Consider the following 21,557-nt stretch of genomic DNA (forward strand, 5'->3'; position numbering starts at 1 on the left):
TAACCATTGACCAGTTTTATATATGATATTATGGCCGCGATTATGGATGAATCTATGGATCTTGATCAATGGTATCTACAACAGCATCGGCCATCAAAGAATGGCGGAAAAATAATAAGGTCATTTGTAACGTTAAACTTAAATATAAAAAGGTATTGCGCAAATGCAGAGAAATACCTTTAACAGGAGGAAAGTACAAGGAATATCAACAATTTTGCCAAACCTATGCCTGTGCCAAATTAACCGGCGCTACCCCGGGATTGGTCAGCTTTGAAGATAAACCTTTTAAAGCTTATTTAAATAAGAAAATGTCGAAAAGGGCCAAGCTGAATATTGCTCACGGCGCGTTACAGTTCATCGAAAAAAGGTTTAATCCGGACGTATTGCCGCAGTTGTATAATGTCACGGCGTTTGGTCGCTCGATGATCGACATCCCGTTGAAGAATGGGACCAGCCTGGAAGTGAAACTGCTGGCGTCGCCGTTTCAGGAGGAAGGGGAGCTGATGTTGCAGATGTTCCTCGACAATAAACGGGTATACAGCATCTGTTTCTCCTGCACTGAACAAGGCAGCGCGTGGATCGGCGGTATTCAGGGCGGTAAAGATATTAGCAACGATGAAGTCAAAGCGTTGACAAAAGAACTCTACGGAACGCGGCCAAAAAACCTGATTATCACTTTGCTGTACGGTTTATTGCGCCATTTTGATATCCGCGAGATCTACGCCATCGACAGCGATTACCACGTGAAGAGCGACAAGGTGAAAGCCAGTTACTCGGAGCTGTGGCTGGACATTGGCGGCGAGAAACAGCGACGCGGTTGGTACAAATTGCCTGCGGAAGAGATTAAAAAGCGTCTCGAAGAGGTCAAAAGTAAACACCGCAGCCAGTTCATTAAACGTGAAGGTTTAAAAGAGTTGGCGCAGCTGGATCTGATTGCTGCCTTACGGGAAATTAGCGTCGGTCAACACGCCCATTAACCGTTAAAACTGGATTGCCGATCGGCCGGGGGCGGCGGGTCGGCAAGCCTGTTTATCTCATTTCTCTCCCCTCAACCTCGCCTAACACCTCCCATCTTTTGCTCCTGACGCGTCTATCAACTTCCTTTTATAAATTAAAAAATTTTAAACATTTTATGCGTTTTAATTTTACATAAGATTTACACATTCATATACTTTCTTACGTTCTTCGCCCTGGTCTGGGGCGTCCAACCAACAGGTTATATGCGCTGTGTTATGAAAATTCGCATCAGCGTTATTAAGAATAAATACTTTGGTTATATCGACTTATGTCGAATGGGATGAAATATGGACGAACAAAAAGGTAGCGGTCGAGGGATATTCTTCACCGTATACCGATTATTATTTGTACTGCTGAGTTTTGGCATTGGGATTTTCTTAACTATCTGGGGTGGCAAACTCCTCTCACTGGGCGGCAGCGCCTGGTATCTGCTAGCCGGTCTGGCTTATCTATTCATCGCCGTCGGTTACTTCACCCGCAGTCGATATGCTCTTCCTCTTGCCGTTATTACCTTCCTGTTAACCCTGGCCTGGGCGCTGTATGAAGTGCAGTTCAGCTACTGGGGATTGATTCCGCGTTTGGTGGTTCCTGCGCTGATGCTGATGTTAGCCCTGTGGCTGGCGACGGCGATGCCGGTGGCCCGCGCTCGCGTGCGCTTCGCTAACTGGAGCGCCTCGATCATCTTTATCGCGCTGCTGGCAACGCTGGTTTCGGCGTTTTATCCGCACGGCGGGATCCACAATGGCGTGGTGAAAGCGGCGAGCGATAACACGCCGACCCTGGCGTCGCAAAGCGACAACTGGGAATTCTTCGGCCGCGATGCGTCCGGCACCCGTTTTGCGCCTTATGACGACATTACGCCGGAAAACGTGCATAAACTGAAAGTCGCCTGGACATACCACACCGGCCGCCGTCTGACCGGCCCGGCTATCGGCGTTGACGAAAACACGCCGTTGCAAATTGGCGACACGTTGTACTCCTGTACGCCGCTCAATGTGGTGACCGCCATCGATGCCGATACCGGCAAAGCACGCTGGCGTTTTGACCCCCATGCGCAGACGGCGGAACACGTAACCTGCCGCGGCGTGGGCTACTATGACGCGCAGAGTGACGATACGCTCAGCGCGGCAGAGAAGGCCAGCCCGGCGCTGCAACAGTGCCCGCAGCGTATTCTGGTGTCGACCGTTGACGCGCGCCTGCTGGCGCTGAATGCGAAAACCGGCGAACTTTGCGATGACTTTGGCGACCACGGCAGCGTGGATCTGAAGCAGGGCATGGGCGACACCGAAAACAGCAAACGCTATCACCCGACCTCAACGCCGGTCATCATGGGGCATATTGCGGTGCTGGGCGGTTGGGTGCGCGATATCGTGCACGGCGAGCCTTCCGGCGTGGTACGCGCCTTCGACGTGCGCAATGGTAAGGTGGTTTGGGCCTGGGATGTCGGCCAGCCGGAAAACATCACTGACCCGGAAAAAGGTCGCGTTTATACGCTGGAAACGCCGAACGTCTGGACCATTCCGGGCTTCGATAAAGAGCTGAACCTGGTCTATCTGCCGACCGGTAACGGTCCGCCGGACTACTGGGGCGGCGATCGTAATGAAGCCAAAGAGAAATATGGCTCTGCGGTGGTGGCGGTCGATGCCAGCACGGGCGAAACAAAATGGGTCTTCCAGACGGTTCACCACGATATCTGGGACTATGACCTGCCGTCGCAACCGGTATTGTTCCACATGAAGAACGAGCAGGGTGAAGAGATCCCGGTTCTGATTCAGACCACCAAAACCGGGCAGATTTACGTTCTCGATCGTCGTACCGGTAAACCGGTCACCCGCGTTGAAGAGTTGCCGGTAGCCCATCAGGGCGCGGAAGGCGAACGTTTGTCAACCACTCAACCGTTCTCCACCGGCATGCCGCAGCTTGGCGTCGAACCGCTGACTGAGAAATCGATGTGGGGCGTGACGCCGTTTGATCAGCTGATGTGCCGTATCGATTTTAAAGAATCGACTTACCTGGGCATGTATACGCCGCCGTCTGAGAAACCGTATATCGAATGGCCAAGCCTGCTGGGCGGCATGAACTGGGGCGGTATCACTATTGATGAACGTACCGGCACGCTGTTCGTTAATGATATGCGTATGCCGTTGCGGATGTCGCTGGTGCGTCAGGAAGACATGGCGAAATACAAGGTGTCGACTGACGAAGTCCCTGGCTTTATGGGCACCGTGCGTCCGCAAATTGCCGGGCCATACGGCGGCGTGCGGATCGATATTCTGCAGTCCGCGCTGGGCGTGCCGTGTAATACTCCGCCGTTCGGCACCATGAGCGCCATTGACCTCAACAGCCGCCAACTGCTGTGGCAGGTGCCGATGGGCTCGGTAGAGGATACCGGTCCGCTGGGGCTGAAAACTCATCTGCATATCCCGCTGGGTATGCCGACTCTGGGCGGCCCAACCTCTACTGCTTCCGGCCTGGTGTTCTTCGCCGGCACTCAGGATAACTACCTGCGTGCGCTGGATTCGGCCAGTGGTAAAGAGCTGTGGCGTGCTCGTCTGCCGGTCGGCGCGATAGCGGCGCCGCTGGTTTACAAATCACCGAAAACCGGTAAAGAGTACGTGCTGATTTCAGCTGGCGGCGCCAGCCACTCTCCGGACGTTGGCGACGATATCATCGCCTACGCGCTGGAGGATTAATCGCCGTGCGGTGAAATGATGTGGTTTTAAGCTAACCGCCCCTCGGGGCGGTTTTTTTGTTGGGCCGCGGCTTGGTTGAGTAATCATGATGATAACGGTAGCCATAGCGCATCCGGGTTGGTGAAATAGTGCTCGACCTCGGCATAAAAGCGGCTGGCGTGCAGGCCATCGACGAAGGCGTGGTTAAATCTGCCCGCCACAGGAATGATGCCGTTTTTCAGTTTTCCCCAGGTTAACGCCGGTACTGAGGCGCCAACAAAATATTCAGCATGGGTCATGGCGCTGAAATGCAGCCATGGTAGACAACTGGCGCAAAAGAAGTTTTCGCCCTCGACGATCAGCGGCGAGGGTTCGTGGCTCCTTGCCGCCTCGATACGTGGCGTTGCGCTATGGCTAAAGGCGGCGAAATCGGCGGCACCCTCGCACAGCACCTGGCGAAACCCTTCACTGGCGGTCATGATCGGCGTCATGACGGCGATCGAATCGTATTCGATGATGTCTTCGCCGAGCGCGCGCTGCTTTAGCTGCGGTACCGCGTTGGCGGCACGCAGCAGACCAAACAGCGCCAACTGGAAGAAGGAGACGCCGCGATCTTTGGCGCAGGTATACAGGCGCTGCGCTTCAATGGGCACGCACAGATTAAAACTGGGGTTCGCAAAGGTACGATAGAAGGAAAAGTGATCTTTACGATGCCAGGTCTCTTTGTCTATGACGCGATAATTAGCCACGGTCTGCTCCTTAAAAGGGGGAGTCTGTACTATGCAATGATTTCCGCCGGGTGGCTATCGCGTCTGCGTTCGGGCTGGCGAGCAAATTATTAATTTGAGAAAACGCGCCTATCACTTTGATAAAAACGGCGATGAAATTTCGCCCGAACACGGGTTGGCGCTCCAGGCACGCCCGTTTCTCCTCACTTTTACCGCGTTTTGCGCGGCGACTCACAAAAAACGATCTGAATCAGCACTCCTTTGATTTATGGCACAAATCTTGGGTTTGTTGTCGGTGATGTGAGGCTTTTCTCATGGGTTATGGATAACGCTATTTATGGCGAGCCCGGGATGGCCTGCAATGAACAATCATTGAGGGGACTGTGTTATGTGTGCTTCACCTTCAGCGCCGCTACGGCGCGTGGATGGATTGGCGAAAGTCAAAGGAACAGCCATTTATGGCGACGATATTACTTTACCCGGCATGCTCTATGGCGTCTGTCGCTTTGCGGATATTCCCGCCGGGAAAATCGAGGCGATCGATCTTAGTGAGGCGCTGAGCGTTGACGGGGTTGTCAAAATCGCCACCTGGCAGGATATTCCCGGCACGCCGGTCGTGGGGATCATCGTGAAGGATTACCTGCCTATCGTTAAAGATGAGGTGGTCTTCCACGGCGACGTGGTGGCGGTCGTGGCGGCAACCAGTTATGAAGCCGCCTGCGCCGCGGCGGATAAAATTCATGTGTGTTACGTGCCTTATGCACCGTTGACTGATGTAGAAGCCGCGTTGGCGCCCGATGCGCGGCGAATTCACCCTGAACGCGATGATAATATCGCCGCCCACCACCACACCGTGAAAGGCGATATTGAAAAAGGTTTCGCTGCGGCAAAGCACGTTATTGAACGTGAATATGAAGTGGGTTTTCAGGAGCACGCTTATATCGAGCCGGAAGTGGTGCTAACCTGGCTTGATCCCACCGACGGCAGCCTGATTATCTCCGGTTCGATTCAGAACCCGCATCGGGTGCGCAGTTTTGTGGCGAAGTTTATGGGCTGTCCGCAGAGCCAGATCAATGTCAAACGTGCGGTGATGGGCGGGTCGTTCGGCGGTAAAGATGACATTATCGATCACCTGGCCTGCCGCTCGGCGCTGATGACCTGTTTGACCGGCCGTCCGGTGAAGTTTACCTACACCCGCGAACAGTCCATTATCGAAAGCTGCAAGCGTCACCCTTATAAGATGAAATATCGGGCGGGAGTGGACGACGCCGGGCGTATTCTGGCGATCAAAATTGATATTCTGGCCGACAGCGGCGGCTATGCAGCGTCATCGCCGTTCGTCACCTGGCGTTCTTCGGTACAGGCGGCGGGGCCGTATAATATTGATAACGTCCATATCGACGTGAAAGCTGTCTATACCAATAACAGCTATACCTCGGCGATGCGCGGCTTCGGTTCGCCGCAGGTGGTCTATGCCAACGAATCCTTTATGGATGAGATCGCCGAAACGCTCAATATTTCGCCGGTATTGGTGCGTGAAATTAACGCGCTACGCCAGGGCGACACGTCGGTGACTGGCCAGCGGTTTGATAAACATACCGTCTCGGCGATTGAAGTCCTGAACAAGGCGGTTAATGCCTCTGAGTTTGCGGCCAAACGTCAGCACTATCGCGAGTTAAATCAAAAAGGCGGCATTTACCGCTATGGTATCGGCATGGCGCTGAGCTATCGCGGTTGCTCTATCGGCGCGGAAGGGGTGGATACGTCCACGGCGTTGATTCAGGTCAATGAGGACGGCAGTGTCAACCTGGCGACGTCGGTATCGGAAAATGGTCAGGGGTTGCAGACCGCCATGTCGCTGATCGCTGCGGAAGCCTTTGGCATTGAACTGGCGGATCTCCATTTTATGGAGCCGCCAACGTCAGTGATTGGCGACGGCGGGTCGACGGCGGCTACTCGTGGCACAATGGTCGGTGGCGGGGCGATCCTGGATGCCGCCGACAAGATAAAACGCCGAATCCTCAGCGTGGTTGGCGACAGCATCGGCACTTGCGAGCTTAGTGAAACGCGTTGGCAGGATGGCTTTATCATCAACATCCAGGACAACGAACGACGCATTGATTTCAAAACAGCGGTTAATAAAACCAAATGGGCCAGCGTCAGCTTGACGGAATATGGCTGGTTTGTGCCTCCGCCGATCCACTGGGACGAAGAAAAAGGTTGCGGCAGCCCGTACTTTACCTGGGTCTACGGCTGCCAGGTCGCTGAAGTGCGCGTCAATACCAGCACGGGTAAAACCGATCTGCTCCACGTGACCGCCGCGCATGACGTTGGGCGGGTACTAAACCCGGTCGGCTTCGAAGGACAGGTCTACGGCGGTGTGGCGCAGGGCTTCGGCTACGCGTTGTTGGAAGATTTCAACATTGAAAACGGTCAGGTGAAATCGGAAAACTTTGACAGCTATCTGCTGCCGACGATGAAAGATATTCCACGGATGACGGTGATTGGCGTGGAGAATCCGGATATCGCCGGGCCGCTGGGCGCGAAGGGCATTGGCGAGCCGGCAACCGAACTGGCGGCGGCGGCAATCAATAACGCGGTGAGTTTTGCGCTGGGGACGCGGTTTAATAAATTACCGTTGACTCTCGAACAGGTGATTCTCGGCTACAACCTGAAGAAGCCGGTTCGCCAAAGTGAAATGATGCTGGAGGCGGAGAACAAGAAGCAGGTACTACGCCTTACTGATGTGCACGTTACCCGGCCGAAAAGCCTGCAGGAGGCGCTAACATTGTTGGCAAGTGACGGTGTCACGGCTATCGCTGGTGGCACCGACGTGATCGTGCAGGGACGTTTACAAACCCGTGCGATGCGGCTGGTGGATATTTCTCATCTGCCGGAACTGACGCAGGTGAGCGAAGATGCCGTCACGCATGAAGTCACGATTGGCGGGGCGATGACCTTTAATCGCATCACCGATCATCCGCTACTGCGCGAACGCTACCCGCTGCTGGTGCAGGCCTGCCACACCGTCGGTTCACATCAGATCCGTAACCGCGCCACCATCGGCGGCAATATCGTCAACGCCGCTCCCTGTGGTGATTCTATCCCGCCCGCCATTCTTTATGATGCGCGTATCGAGCTGCGTTCGCTCAATGGCGAGCGTACCCTGAGTCTGGCCGAGTTTTTACTCTCTGGCTATAAAACCCAGCGCCAGCCGAATGAACTGTTGACCAAAGTGATACTGCCGCCGCCAGCGAGGCCGCAGGCGAAAGGCTTCTACCACCAGTTAGGACGGCGTAACGCGCTAAACATCACGCGTCAGAGTCTGAGCGCACTGCTGGATTTTGCCGACGATGGCACGGTGAGTTACTGCCGACTGGTCGATGGCGCGCTGTTCAGTAAGCCGCAGCGGTTGCTGGATATCGAACGCTGCCTGCTGGGGAAACCCCTCAATAGCGACAGTATCAATAGCGCCTGCGAGGTGCTGGATAAGCTTATTTACGCCGCGATCGGTAAGCGCTGGTCAGCAGCGTATAAGCAGCCGGTTTTCGTCAATATGTTCCGCGACATGATGGCCGAGGCGCAGCAGGCGTCAGGGCTTTAATGATGACCCAGGGCGCGCAGCGCCCTGTACAGGATAGAGCAATGAGCACAATTAAAGTGAAGGTGAACGGCAAGCTGGTAGAAGCAAAAGTGGAAGGTAATATGCGATTGCTGGATTTAGTTCGCGATACGCTGCGCCTGACCGCGACCAAAGAGGGATGTTCGATTGGTGAATGCGGCGCCTGTACGGTGCTGATGGACGGTAATGCGGTATGCTCCTGCCTGGTGTTGGCTAAGCAGTGCGATGACGCGGAAATTGTGACCCTCGAAGGGCTAAATGATAATCCGATTACCCAGAAACTGCAGGACGCTTTTATCGAGAAGGGCGGAGTGCAGTGTGGGTTCTGCACTCCGGGGGTATTAGTAAGCGCCACCGAACTGTTAACCAAAGAGCCAAATCCAAGCGAAACGCAGTTAAAAGACGTGTTAGAAGGCAATATGTGCCGCTGCACCGGCTACCAGCCGATCATCGACTCCATTCAACACGCGATTAAATCGTAATCTCTTGTTCCTGATTGACCCGGATGTCGGCTGACGCCTTATCCGGGCTACAGTTGGTAGCCCCGGTAAGCGTAAGCGCCACCGGGGGAGGGTTCCCGGATATCGGCTGACGCCTTATCCGGGCTAGCAAACGGCGCAGAACCGTAGCCCTGCTAAGCGCAGCGCAAGCAGGGATTGCCGGTCCTTAACCCATCGCGCTTTCGCGCAGGCGGGCTTTCAGCCTGTTGTACTCCTCGATGACGTACTGTTCCGCCGCGCGCTGGTCGGCGATCCGCTCAACGTTGACCGCACAGTACTTGTATTCCGGCGTTTTGGTTATCGGGCTCAGGTTCTCCGATACCAGCTCGTTACAGGCGCCGATCCACCACTGGTAGGTCATGTACACCGCGCCTTTATTCGGCCGGTCGCTGACCTGCGCGCGGGTGATGATGCGGCCCTGACGCGAATTCACCCACACCAGCGCTTCATCCTCAATGCCTAACCGTTCGGCATCGGCGGTGTTGATTTGCGCGTAGCCGGGTTCATCGGCCAGCGCCGCCAGCGCTGCGCAGTTGCCGGTCATCGAACGGCACGAGTAATGGCCGACTTCGCGCACCGTCGACAGCACCATCGGGTACTCATCGGTGAGCTTATCGATAGGTGCCACCCAGTCGCAGGTGAAGAACTGGGCTTTGCCGTTTGGGGTATCGAACTTCTCTTTAAACAGATACGACGTCCCCTGGTCGGCGTCGGACTCATCGCGGCATGGCCACATGATATAGCCGAGCTCGCCCATTTTCTCGTAGGTCGCGCCGGTGAAGTCCGGGCACAGATGCCGCAGCTCATCCCAGATTTCCTGAGTGTTGTGGTAGTGCATCGGATAGCCCATCCGGGTGGCGATTTCGCTGATAATCTGCCAGTCGGTTTTCAGGTCCCACTTCGGTTCCACCGCTTTAAAGAAGCGCTGGAAGCCGCGATCCGCCGCGGTGTAAACGCCTTCGTGCTCGCCCCACGAGGTGGACGGCAGAATAACGTCGGCCGCCGCCGCGGTTTTGGTCATGAAAATATCCTGGACGATAACCAGCTCCAGCTGTTCAAACGCCCTGCGAACCGCGGAAAGTTCGGCGTCGGTCTGCAGCGGATCCTCGCCCATAATGTACGCCGCGCGCACTTCGCCGTGTTCGGCGCGATGCGGCAGCTCGCTGATGCGATAGCCGGTATGTTCCGGCAGGCTGTCGACGCCCCAGGCTCTGGCGAACTTCTCGCGGTTCTCCGGGAACTTGACGTACTGATAGCCCGGATAGGTATCCGGCAGGGCGCCCATATCGCAGGCGCCCTGCACGTTGTTCTGTCCGCGCACCGGGTTCACGCCGACGCCCGGCTTGCCGAGGTTGCCGGTGAGGATCGCCAGGCTGGTCAGCGAACGCACGGTTTCCACGCCCTGATAGAACTGGGTGACGCCCATGCCCCACAGAATGGCGGCGGATTTGGCCTTCGCGTACATCCGGGCGCAGGCGCGGATCTCCTGAGCGCTGACGCCGGTAATGGCTTCCACCGATTCCGGCGTGTAGCCTTCGACGATTTTGCGATACTCCTCAAAGCCTTCAGCACGACCGGAGACGAAGGCTTTATCGTACAGATCCTCTTCAATAATGACGTGGCCCAGGGCGTTGAGCAGCGCGATATTCGAGCCGTTCTTCAGCGCAAGGTGCATGTCAGCGATGCGCGCGGTTTCAATCTTGCGCGGGTCGCAGACGATGATTTTCGCCCCGTTGCGTTTAGCGTTAATGACGTGATTCGCCACGATAGGGTGGGAATCCGCCGGGTTGTAGCCGAAGATGAACACCAGATCGGTGTGATCAATCTCCGTGATGGCATTACTCATGGCGCCGTTACCGACCGACTGGTGCAGACCTGCAACCGAAGGGCCGTGTCAGACGCGCGCGCAGCAGTCGACGTTATTGGTGCCAATAACGGCGCGGGCGAATTTCTGCATCACGTAGTTGGTTTCATTGCCGGTTCCGCGTGAGGAGCCGGTGGTCTGGATAGCGTCCGGGCCATACTTCGCTTTAATGGCGCTGAGGCGGGTGGCGACGTAATCGAGCGCCTCGTCCCAGGAGACGGCTTCCAGTTTGCCGCCGCGCTGGCGGCGGATCATAGGGGTTTTGAGACGCGGCGTGAGGATTTGGGTATCGTTAATGAAGTCCCAGCCATAATAGCCTTTCAGACACAGGGTTCCCTGGTTGTTTTTCCCCATTGCCGCCTCGGCGCGGATAATTTTGCCGTTGTCGGTAACCAGCCGTATTTTGCAACCCGCGGCGCAGTATGGACACACGGTAGTAACGTTTTTCATGGTGAGCATATTCTCCTTCAAAGCGGGCGAGTGAGTCGATGGTTAAAAATAGAAATAAAAGCTGAAGCGACTATTGATGGCTAATGCGAACGCCGTTTGTACCAGCGGCATGCTCATTAATATGAGGATGCAAGCGGCGAGGAATAAACGTACCAGCATGGCGGCCTCTCTGTCGGTCAGACGCCGGAAACCGGCGTCTGAAGTAGGGGGAGTTACTCTTCCTGGTTCTGCTGTTTTTTTACTTTGCGCATCAGCAACAGCATGCGCATGGTGCGAGGCTGACGCTGAGGAATATGCGTGTCCGGAACCAGGCCAGTGTGCTTGTTGTAGCCGTTAAAAAACAGGTTCAGCGCTACCGCACTAAATGTGGCCAGCATGATCCCACTGTGCAGCAGCGGCTGTAATACGCCGGGGAATTTCGAGAAAAAATCGGTGGATAATGTCGGAGTGAGACCAACACCAAGGCTTATTGCCACGATGTAGAGGTTGTATCGGTTCGTGGAGTAGTTAATGCGCGCCAGAATACGGATACCCGTTGCCAGCACCATGCCAAACATAACCAGCCCTGCGCCGCCCAGTACAAACTGTGGTATTGAGGCCACCAGTACCGCCATTTTCGGCACCATGCCAAATATGATCAGGATCCCGCCGGAAGCTACACATACCCAGCGGCTATGGACGCCGGTAACCCCAACTAGCCCGATATTTTGTGAGAATGAGGTGTGAGGAAAGCTATTAAACACCCCGCCGAACAGTGTACCAAAGCCATCCACGCGCAGGCCACGGACAATATCCTGCGGTGTCAGCTTCCGACCGACGATCTCACCAAGCGCCAGAAACATCCCCATCGATTCAATAAACACAATGATGACGACGGCGGTCATGGTGAGGATCGAAATAGGATCGAATATCGGCGTACCCAGCGCTAACGGCGTCACGATAGCAAACCACTTGGCATCATACAGCCCGGTAAGGTTAACCTCATTCATCATCATCGACAGGGCAAAACCGAAAATAATACCCAGCAATACCGCGACGTTTGACATAAAGCCTTTGGCAAAACGGGTCACTAACAGAATAAACAGCAAGACGGCAAAAGAAATACCCAGATAAACCGGACTGCCATAGTCCGGATTACCTTTGCCACCCGCCGCCCAGTCAATGCCTACCTGAATGATGCTAAGACCAATTGAGGTAATAACCACACCGGTAACCAACGGCGGAAAGAGCGGCATTAATTTACCGATTAAAGGGGCAATGAGTGTGGTAATAATCCCTGCGCCGATCGTCGCACCGAAAATACCCATCAAACCGATATCCGGATTGATGCCAATTGCCAGCATCGGGGTGACGGCAGCAAAGGTTACGGACATAATCACCGGGAGTCGAATACCCATAACCCGGCCAATACCAATACATTGTAATAGTGTTACCACACCGCAGCAGAAGAGATCGGAGCTTATTAACAGGGCAACGGTATCTTTACTTAACCCTAGTCGATTGCCAATCATTAAAGGAACGGCAACTGCTCCCGCGTACATCACCAGAACATGCTGTAATCCCAGGATTACCAGCTTACCGGGAGGAAGGACACGATCCACCTCATCTACCGCATGTGGGCTACCAGTGACCGATGGTGGCTGAGAATCAATGGCGCTCATAATCTATTTCTCCTTAATGTCTCACCGCAGACCACTGTGGGTTGGGTGGAATAGATGAACAGCGATAATAAAACGCTGAACTAGATATGCTTAGGGAGTGCCAATTTTTAATCGGACAGCAATTTGATAGCGAAAATGCGTTTTTAATCACAGAAAGAGGAGGGGGATAGCGCCGAAAGCGGACATTAATATGTCGTGTTATCGCGTGATTTATCATAATGAGAGCGCAGCAATCATTATGAATCGCAATATGATTCACATCATGTCATCTGCTCATTTCCCTCTTCCCTTGAACGAACATTTTTTTGATGTTGTTCGCAAAAACGAACCGCATCGATGGTGAAATGAAAAATGCGCCTGAATATTGCATCGCGACCTTTGATGAATATCTGAATAATAAAAGGGAAGCTAATGAACCGATTTATTGTTGCTGACGCCTCCTGCTGTATTGGCTGTCATGTCTGCGAGGTTGCCTGCGTAACTGCCCATCATCAGGATAACTGGCCGTTGCAGCGACGCGATTTCATGCCGCGCATTCATGTTGTTTTTCACCGCAAAAAGAGCAGTACTGCAACCTGCCACCACTGTAACGATGCGCCCTGTGTAGCTTCCTGCCCAACCGGTGCTCTCTATTGCACGCATGACAGCATTCAGCTGCAGCAGGAAAAATGTATTGGCTGTAAGAACTGCGCCATCAGTTGCCCATTCGGGGCTATCGAAATGGTCGCGGCTGATGACGATGCGCCGCCGCTGGCGCAGAAATGCGACTTGTGTAGCGAACACCCCAGCGGGCAGCCAGCCTGCGTGGCCACCTGTCCAACGCAGGCGCTGCGCCTGATGGATGAGCAGCAACTCGAAAAACTACGCCGCGAGCGGCAGGTGCGCACCGTGCTCGGACAGCCGGTGCAGTTGCGTCAGCCAGGCCGTCGCGAAATGTTCCTCGCAAAACCGCCCCGCATTGGGGCAAAAAAGGTTGACCCCGCGCTGCGCAAAACGCATTTCGAGGAAATTTACTACGGTTTAGCCAGCACAGACGCGGAATATGAAAGCGAACGTTGCCTGTACTGCGCGCAAAAGGCCTGGTGCAACTGGACCTGTCCGTTACACAACCACATTCCCGATTTCATCCGTCTGGCGCGCGAAGGCAAAATTATTGAGGCTGCGGAGCTCTGTCATCAGAGCAGCTCGCTGCCGGAAATTTGCGGCCGGGTTTGCCCGCAGGACCGACTATGTGAAGGCGCTTGTACCTTGAAAAACGAAGGCGGTTCGGTGGCGATTGGCAATCTCGAACGCTACATCACTGACACCGCGCTGGCGATGGGCTGGCGGCCAACGATTGGCGAGGTTGCGCCGCGTCGGGAGCGGGTGGCGATTATCGGCGCCGGCCCGGCGGGGTTAGGCTGCGCGGATATCCTGGCGCGCGCCGGGGTGCAAGTCGATGTTTTTGATAAACATCCTGAGATTGGCGGGCTGCTGACCTTTGGTATTCCGTCCTTCAAGCTGGAGAAGACCGTGATGGCGATGAGGCGCGAGATCTTTAGCGACATGGGTATCCGTTTCCATCTCAATCAGGAAGTTGGCCGCGATGTGGCCTTTAGCGATCTGCTTGCCAACTATGACGCGGTATTTCTGGGCGTCGGCACTTACGGGTTGATGGGGGCTGGGCTTGACGGCGAAGAGGCACCGGGCGTGATCCAGGCGCTGCCGTTCCTTACCGCCAGTACCCGCGAGGTGATGGGGCTTGTCGAAAGCGCCGAATACCCATTAACCGATATTAAGGGTAAACGGGTGGTCGTGCTGGGTGGCGGCGATACGGCAATGGATTGCCTGCGTACCGCGGCGCGCCGTGGGGCGGCAAGCGTCACCTGCGCCTATCGTCGGGATGAGTTGAGTATGCCGGGTTCGAAAAAAGAGGTGGTCAACGCCCGGGAAGAAGGCGTGGCGTTCCAGTTTAACGTCCAGCCGCAATATATTCTGCGTAACCGTAAAGGCCTGCTAAGCGCGGTCGGGATGATTCGTACCGAGATGGGTGAACCGGGACCCGATGGTCGCCGCCGCCCGCGTCCTATTGCGGGTTCTGAATTTGAACTCCCGGCCGATGTCCTGGTGCTGGCGTTTGGTTTTCAGGCGCATGATATGCCATGGCTGCGCGGCCACGGCATTAAACTCGACCGCTGGGGGCAGATTGTGACCGGCGGAAAAGGACGCGGCGCCACGCAAACCAGTCATGACAAAATCTATGCCGGCGGCGATGCGGTACATGGCGCCGATCTGGTGGTGACGGCGATGGTCGCCGGACGCCAGGCCGCGAGCGAAATGCTGGCGCGATTTGACCATAAGGAGCGGTGATGACCAGTTTTATTCTTGCCAGTTCACAGGCCTGTATTGGCTGCCGTACCTGCGAAGTCGCCTGTGCGCTGGAGCATGTGGCGGAAGGGGCGGAATTTCATCCGCGTTTGCAAGTGATGCGGTTGGATACGCTTAGCGTGCCGGTAATGTGTCATCAGTGCGAGAATGCGCCTTGTGTTGGCGCCTGCCCGACCGGCGCGCTGACGATGGGGGGCGAGCGGGTGGAGGCGGACGCGGCGCGGTGTATCGGCTGTCAGAGCTGCACGGTAGCTTGTCCATTTGGCGCGATTACCATTGAGACATCGGCGATGTATCCGCCGGTTATTGTGAAGTGCGATCTCTGCCAGGCGCGCGACGGTGGGCCGGCTTGCGTGTCGGTGTGTCCAACGTCGGCGCTCTCGCTGATGTCCGGCGAAGCCTTATCAGCGCTGCAAAAACAGCGTAAAACCGCCAGCGCCAGCTTGCTGAATTTGTAGGTTAAAGCGATCGGCTAGCCAGGGTGGCGACGCGCTGCGTCTCATCCGGGCTACTCAGGCAAAAATAAACCCGGTACAGCGACCGGGTTTTGTTCTTGCGGGGGATGGGATTACGGCAACGCATCCATCCGTTGCCACATTTTCTTCGCGACCTTCCGCGCTTCGGCAAATATCGTGTCGCAATCAATCGCGAACTGCCGATCCTCATAGACCATCACGCCGTTGACCATGACGCTATGCACGTGGCTGGCGCCCATGCCGAAGGCGATGTGCCCGGCGAGATTGGCGGCCAGCAGCGGCGTCGGCGGGATGTAATCGCTGATGGTTAAATCAGCCTTATAGCCTGCCTCGACGCGGCCAAAGCGGTCGTTAAAGTTACGGCCTAGCAGCGTGTTGCCATTGCTTAACGCTCGCGCGAAGCTGTCCGGCCATAGCGGCCCACCGGCGTCACGGTGTTTAAAGAAGGCGAACTTCAGCTCTTCAAACATATCGGAGCCGATACCGTCAGTCCCCAGCGCCAGGTTGTGGAAGGCTGTCAGATGCTGGTTATAGCCAACGTGGTTGTTCATGTTAGAACGGGCGTTATGTACCAGGAAACCATCGTGCGCGTTCAACAGTTCAATATCCATTTCCGACAGATACAGTCCGTGCGCCACCAGCGTTTTACTATTGATGAGGTCGAATTCCGCAAGACGTACCAACAGATCTTTACCGTAGTGATGGTGGCTGTGGGATACGTCGTAGCGGTCTTCCGCCATATGGATATGCAGGCCGCGACCGGTGGCTTTTAGCGCCTCACTCAACATGGCCAGCCCTTCATCTGGTACGGTAAACGGCGCATGGGCGCCGATGTGCGCTTCCACCAGGTACGGCTCGCCGCCGTTTTCACGCGCCCGGTCAATCTCGCGGGCAAAGCGGATATTCTCTTCTACGCTGGCCTGGAGTTCCTGCAGACCGCCGTTACGATCGGTGGTTTCAAAGCAGGTCATCCCACGCAGGCCGACCTTCAGGAAGGCGTTACGCAGCTGGCTCAGCGAACCCGCGATATAGTGAGGCGAGGCGCTGTGATCAATGACGGCCGTGCAGCCGCTACGAATCGCCTCCAGCGAGCAGATGAGCCCGCTGTAGTACATTGACTCCTCATCGAGCGCGCGGTCGAGCCGCCACCACAGATTTTTTAGCGTTGAGATAAAATCAGGGCTCGGCGCGATATTGGCTTGAATGCCGCGTGACAGGCCGGAATAAAAGTGGTTATGCGAACAAACCATCCCCGGCATTACCAGCCGCCCGTGCATCTCTTTAACACGCGCCTGTGGGTAACGTTGACCAAGGTTAGCGCCTGTTTCGATAATTCTGTCATTTTCGATGACAATATCGATGTTTTCCTCCACTTTCGCCGGGTAAAGCTGGGCAATGGTGGCATTTTTCAGCAGTAAGATACTCATACTTCGACGGCTCCCAGCAGATAGTGGTGATGTTGATGAACGTGGCTGATGATGCGGCACATGTCATCCAGCTGCGGCGGTACTTCAGCGAACTGACCCTGCGAATTCATTTCCAGCAGCCAGGTCAGGCCATCCTGACGGACGTGGACGCGCTGTTGCTCAACGAGGAAGCCTGGGTTGCTGCTGTTGTTGAAGTCCTGTTCGAGACTAAAGACCGTCACTTTGTCCTGGTAGGGTTTGCCCTGCCACGGACAGAACTGAGCGCAGTTGCCGCATTCGTTGCAATAAGCGTCGAGATGCAGCGTCTGGAAACGGTTTTCGAACCCCGGTACGGCAATCGAAACGTTGGCGCGGTTAGGGCAGACGTCCACGCACTTGCTGCAGACGTAATTACACTCGAGGCAGCGTTCCGCCTCCTGTGCGACGAAGGCGTCACGGTCGTCCTTATCGACCTGAGCGATGGCAATCGCGCCTTTACGCCGGTAGATATCCGCCGGATCGACGTTATTCCACCGTTTATCGCCGAAGTGACTACGGATATTCTCACGCTTGAGGATCGCATCGCTGGCGCGGCGTGCATTGCCAATCGCCGAGACGATAGACGAGGGACCGCGCTGAACATCGCCGATCAGGAAAACGTTGGCCAGACGGCTCTCGCCCTCAGCGTTGACTTCCGGCCAGCCGTGGTCATTAAGCGGAATGCCCATCGCCGCCAGCGCTTCGCCATCCTGTTGCTCGCCGATGGCGGTAATCAGCGTATCGACCTGTAGCGTCCAGGTTTCATCGGTAGCCAGCGGGCGGCGTCGGCCCTGTTCATCAGGGTCGCCGAGGGTCATGGTACGGACTGTCAGCGTTCCGTCGGCGGCGAAGTGCTCCGGGTTACTGAGGAAGCTGAACGCCACGCCGTCGTGGACCGCTTCTTCGTACTCCTCGCGCCATGCCGGCATTTCCTGCTGCGAGCGGCGATAAATCACCGTGGCTTTTTCTACGCCAGGGATACGCAGCGCCGCGCGAGCGCAGTCCATTGCCGTGTTGCCTGCGCCGACAATGGCTACATGTTTACCTACCGCCAGGCGATCGCCGCGGTTGAAGGCGCGCAGGAAGTTGAGTGATTTGTGGATGTTTGGGTTATCGCCGTTCAGCTTCACGCCGCTGTTTTTGTCGGTGCCGGTACCGACGAGAACATAACGGAACCCCTCCTGACGTAATTTTTCAACGGTCAACTGCGGGTCGCAGCCGTAGACGATATTGACGCCATGATTGACGACAAACTCAATATCCTGCTGGATAAGTTCAGCGGGAATGCGGAATTGTGGAATGATATTTTTCACCACGCCGCCTGCGTTGGCTTCACGTTCAAACAAGGTGACCGGGTGGCCGGCACGGGCGAGGAAGTAGCCTGCGGCCAGCCCCGCCGGGCCTGCGCCAATCACTGCGACCGGGTTTCTGCTGCCGGAACCGGCAGGTTTATGCCAACGGCGCTGATACTCAGGCCAACCTTTCTCAAGCGCGATTTTTTTCAGATCGCGGATATTCAGGGCGCTATCGTAATCGAGGCGCGTACAGTTGTACTGGCATTGGTGATCGCAGATGTGGCCGGTGATTGCCGGTAGCGCGTTCCGTTGGTAGATAAGTTCCAGCGCATCGGCATAGCGTTTCTCGCCCATCAGGCGGATATATTCCGGGATGTCCTGCTTGATGGCGCAGGCGCTGACGCATGGCGCAACGTAGCAATCGGTCATCGGCAGCGGCTCGCCAACGTCGATACGATCTTCCGGTTTCCAGTGTTTTTGGGTGTACTCCATGCTGACCGCTTTTTCCGCCAATGCGTTCAGGCGTTTGACGTCCACCTGATTCATTTCCCAGCCGTCGGCGTGTTCCAGCTCGCGCATGCATTGGCTGAGGCGCAGATAACCGCCGGGCTTCAGCAGATCGGTCGCCATGGTGATGGGGCGGATCCCGGTTTCGAAAATGTCGCGAATATTGAGCTGGCTAGCGCCACCGGAGTAGGAGATAGGCAGTTTGCCATCGAATTCTCTCGACAGCAGCGCCGCGACGTTGATGGAGAGTGGAAACAGCGCGCGGCCCGACATATACATCTCGTCACCGGGCAGCGCCCCTTTATTATTAATGGTGCCGAGGGTGTTGGTCAGCTTCACGCCGAAACCGAGGTTTTTGCTTTTCGCCAGCGCCATCAGGCGTGTCAGCATCTCCAGCGCCTGGCCGATTTTAAGGTCATGGTCGAAGGATTCTTCGCTCAGGCCGATATAGCCAAAGCCGCAGGTATCCAGAATTTCACGCACACGAGGGTAACCCAGCAGCGTCGGGTTGAGTTTTACAAAGGTGTTGAGCTGTTTCTCTTCCAGCATATAGCGGCAGATCGCTTCGATTTCATCCGGCGGGCAGCCGTGCATGGTTGAGAGGGTGACACCTTGCACCAACTGCGCGGGGATGCGCTCCGCGAGGGTCGCCAGACGGGGGCGAATAGCGTCGAGGTTCAGACGGGCGAGGAAGGTGTCGTCGTGCAGCCAACGGTTCAGCGTTTGGCGATAGTGGGCGAATTTCGGCTGATCGGCAGCGTTCATCATGTTATCGATAAACTGCTGCATCGGCGGTTGCTTAATGCCATCAAGGTTATAGCCGACGCTCATATTGAAAATGAACGATTTGCCGTTTTTTGCCGGTGTGAAGGGGAAAATTTCTTCCAGCAGGTGCAGGATAAACCACGCCTTCAGGTACTCGTCCCAGGCTTTTTGCAGCGTAAACTCTGTTGACCACTCCGTGTTAAAGCACTCGTCTTCTGCGTCGATACAGGGTTTTTCCAGCTCCAGACGGTCAAGGATCTGCACGGTTTTCAATTCGATAAACCGCCCACCGGTAAGCCAGGCGGTGATGATGTTCTGCGCTAACTGGGTATGAGGCCCGGCAGCCGGGCCGATAGGCGTGGCGCAGTGCTCGCCGAACACGTTGACCCGACGTTGGCTGGCGGGCGCATAGAATTGCTGCTCAGGAATACCAAAAATGGAATGGTGTTGTTGATACTCATCGAAAATGCGCGTCAATAATTCCTCAAACGGGACGGGACGCATGATATCCCCCATAACCCTCTCCTTTATCAGTGCAATCAAATTTGCCGGTTGGTCGTGCTTATTCCGGCGGATAGTTCAAAAGGAGCAACAATCGAACCAGTTATTAAGGAGTCGGGGTGCGAAGAAATAAAAATGTGAGAGAGATCTAAAGTTAGACCTGCTTTGTGAATGTGCTCACGGTGTGGTAATGCGAATTAAAATCACTCTATATTTTTATTCGCGCAGATTTCTCAAAATCAGCGGTGAAATATCACAATGATAATTTATCGCGGCGAGTATTATTTATACTGGTTTTCCAGCCGAATAAAGTCGGCGGGAGTATCGATATCCAGAATCATTTGCGGGTAATCTAACTCCAGACAGCGATGGCGGCTATTTAATAATCGTTTGCGCATGGAACCGGGTTGGTCACAGGTTATTAGCTGGCGCAATTGCGTACTGGCAATGAGAATGGGGTGGCCCGGTACGCCTTGATATTGCGGCAGAAGCGCGCTATCGCCGCGCTGCTGCCACAATGTCTGGAAAAGGGCCGCGGGCAGGCAGGGTAAATCGCCAAGGCTAATAAAGCAGTAATCGCTGCGCACCTGGCCTGCGCCGGTAAGGACGGAAGAAAACAACCCCTGTTGATAATCGGGATTATACACCAGGGTTATTTGCGGATGCAGGGCGTAGCGTTCGTACAGTTCCTGGGCGCGAAAGCCACTAACCAGAATAATACGAGAGCAGAATTGCAGGGCATTTTTAATACTTACATCAAGTATTGTTTCACCGCGCCAGGGTAACATCATTTTCCATTGTCCCATCCGGGAGGACAATCCGGCAGCGGTAATAATGCAATCGACCTGCTTCATACTCCTCCTCGAATAATGGAATCTTCTCTGACGCATGGAAAATATACCGCATCTTAACGCTCTGTTTTGTGATTTAGGCGTAAATGACGACCCGTTGCTTATTTCCGCCGTCGGCGCGGGCGGAAAAACCAGTACGTTAATGTGGCTGGCGCAGCGTTTTTGCGAGGCGGGTCGGCGGGTGCTGCTGACGACGACTACGCATATGTATCTTCCGGCATCGCTACCGGTGCTGTTTTGCCACGACCCGCTGGCGCTGCCAGCGGCGGTGTGGCAGCGTCCGCTACAGGCTTGCTATTCCTCGTGGCTGGCGCCGGTCGGGAAGGTCCGCGGATTTAGCCCCCGGCAGCTCGATGCGCTCCTAGCCGCAGGCCATGTTGACGTGGTACTGGTCGAAGCCGACGGCGCTCACGGTTTTGCTCTAAAAGCGCCAGATGAGCACGAACCTTGCATACCTCAATCCTGTTGCTGCGTAATTGCCGTCATGGGGGCCTGGAGGCTCGGGCAATTCGTTGGGCCAGCGACAGTTCATCGCTGGCCTCTTTTTTCCCGGATCACCGGCGTGGCGCCGGAGACGACGCTGAGTTGGCCGATATTGTACCGCCTCATTGCGCATCCACAGGGCGCGTTTAAAGGCGTGCCGCCGGGCAGTCGACGCATCCTGTTGCTGAATCAGCTTTCTCAAAATGAGAATTTACCGGAGAAAGCGCACTTGCGGCAGTGGGGGATTGACGCGCTGTGGGCGGGAGCCGTGCAGGAACATCCGGCGATTACGCGACGACGAACAAGAGAGTGACGCCCCGGCGTGGGCGAATAGCGGATACCCATTGAGGTTG

At 55.5% G+C, this 21,557-nt stretch carries 13 protein-coding genes; 7 read left to right on the top strand and 6 right to left on the bottom strand.

The genetic code is table 11. The features are described 5' to 3' along the window. Positions 1-68 precede the first annotated feature (68 nt). Together PYR66_10405 and PYR66_10410 are read left to right on the top strand one after the other, a co-directional pair. Positions 69-977, top strand: coding sequence for a DUF535 family protein (locus tag PYR66_10405; protein WEF30066.1), 909 nt, complete (start codon positions 69-71; stop codon positions 975-977). A 327-nt stretch (positions 978-1,304) separates the two neighbouring features. Continuing rightward, positions 1,305-3,710, top strand: a complete 2,406-nt coding sequence (locus PYR66_10410; GenBank protein ID WEF30067.1) for a membrane-bound PQQ-dependent dehydrogenase, glucose/quinate/shikimate family — start codon at positions 1,305-1,307, stop codon at positions 3,708-3,710. 83 nt (positions 3,711-3,793) lie between these two features. On the opposite strand, the gene PYR66_10415 is transcribed toward PYR66_10410, so the two are convergent. Then, a complete protein-coding gene (locus PYR66_10415) occupies positions 3,794-4,438 on the bottom strand; it encodes a CatA-like O-acetyltransferase, family 1 (protein WEF30068.1) in 645 nt (214 codons plus the stop codon). 367 nt (positions 4,439-4,805) lie between these two features. Between PYR66_10415 and PYR66_10420 the strand changes: the two genes are divergently transcribed. Beyond that, a complete protein-coding gene (locus PYR66_10420; GenBank protein WEF30069.1) occupies positions 4,806-8,021 on the top strand; it encodes a molybdopterin-dependent oxidoreductase in 3,216 nt (1,071 codons plus the stop codon). A 41-nt stretch (positions 8,022-8,062) separates the two neighbouring features. After that, positions 8,063-8,521 carry a (2Fe-2S)-binding protein gene (locus tag PYR66_10425; protein ID WEF30070.1) on the top strand — a complete coding sequence of 153 codons (459 nt, stop codon included), beginning with the start codon at positions 8,063-8,065 and terminating at the stop codon, positions 8,519-8,521. Between the two features lie 184 nt (positions 8,522-8,705). Here the strand turns inward: PYR66_10425 and fdhF are convergent, their stop codons facing one another. Together fdhF and PYR66_10435 are read right to left on the bottom strand one after the other, a co-directional pair. Continuing rightward, entirely contained in the window at positions 8,706-10,853 is a 2,148-nt protein-coding gene (gene fdhF / locus PYR66_10430; protein ID WEF30071.1) for a formate dehydrogenase subunit alpha, read from the bottom strand. Positions 10,854-11,065: 212 nt separating this feature from the next. Beyond that, the gene (locus PYR66_10435) at positions 11,066-12,514 is read right to left on the bottom strand and encodes a nucleobase:cation symporter-2 family protein (GenBank protein WEF30072.1); all 1,449 of its coding nucleotides are present in this window, start codon (positions 12,512-12,514) and stop codon (positions 11,066-11,068) included. A 411-nt stretch (positions 12,515-12,925) separates the two neighbouring features. On the opposite strand from PYR66_10435, the gene ygfT reads away from it, so the two are divergent. After that, the gene (gene ygfT / locus PYR66_10440) at positions 12,926-14,863 is read left to right on the top strand and encodes a formate-dependent uric acid utilization protein YgfT (GenBank protein ID WEF30073.1); all 1,938 of its coding nucleotides are present in this window, start codon (positions 12,926-12,928) and stop codon (positions 14,861-14,863) included. Next, positions 14,863-15,339: a 4Fe-4S dicluster domain-containing protein gene (locus PYR66_10445; GenBank protein ID WEF30074.1), complete on the top strand. Its 477-nt coding sequence runs from the start codon at positions 14,863-14,865 to the stop codon at positions 15,337-15,339. The genes ygfT and PYR66_10445 overlap by 1 nt, the downstream gene beginning before the upstream one ends. A gap of 110 nt (positions 15,340-15,449) precedes the next feature. Here PYR66_10445 and ssnA read toward each other — a convergent pair whose 3' ends face one another. The 3 genes from ssnA to PYR66_10460 form a co-directional block, all read right to left on the bottom strand. Beyond that, the gene (gene ssnA / locus PYR66_10450) at positions 15,450-16,784 is read right to left on the bottom strand and encodes a putative aminohydrolase SsnA (GenBank protein WEF30075.1); all 1,335 of its coding nucleotides are present in this window, start codon (positions 16,782-16,784) and stop codon (positions 15,450-15,452) included. Next, complete coding sequence (ygfK, locus tag PYR66_10455) at positions 16,781-19,885, bottom strand: putative selenate reductase subunit YgfK (GenBank protein WEF30076.1); 3,105 nt, start codon at positions 19,883-19,885, stop codon at positions 16,781-16,783. Before ygfK ends, ssnA begins: the two co-directional genes overlap by 4 nt. 266 nt (positions 19,886-20,151) lie before the next feature. Further along, positions 20,152-20,724 (bottom strand): NTP transferase domain-containing protein, encoded by a 573-nt coding sequence (locus PYR66_10460; protein ID WEF30077.1) that lies wholly within the window; start codon positions 20,722-20,724, stop codon positions 20,152-20,154. A gap of 34 nt (positions 20,725-20,758) precedes the next feature. Between PYR66_10460 and yqeC the strand changes: the two genes are divergently transcribed. After that, on the top strand, positions 20,759-21,517 hold the full coding sequence (gene yqeC / locus PYR66_10465; protein ID WEF30078.1) for a selenium cofactor biosynthesis protein YqeC: 759 nt from the start codon (positions 20,759-20,761) through the stop codon (positions 21,515-21,517). Positions 21,518-21,557 lie beyond the last annotated feature (40 nt).

Origin of the sequence: Klebsiella aerogenes (assembly GCA_029027985.1) — a bacterium.
Classification (GTDB): domain Bacteria; phylum Pseudomonadota; class Gammaproteobacteria; order Enterobacterales; family Enterobacteriaceae; genus Klebsiella; species Klebsiella aerogenes_A.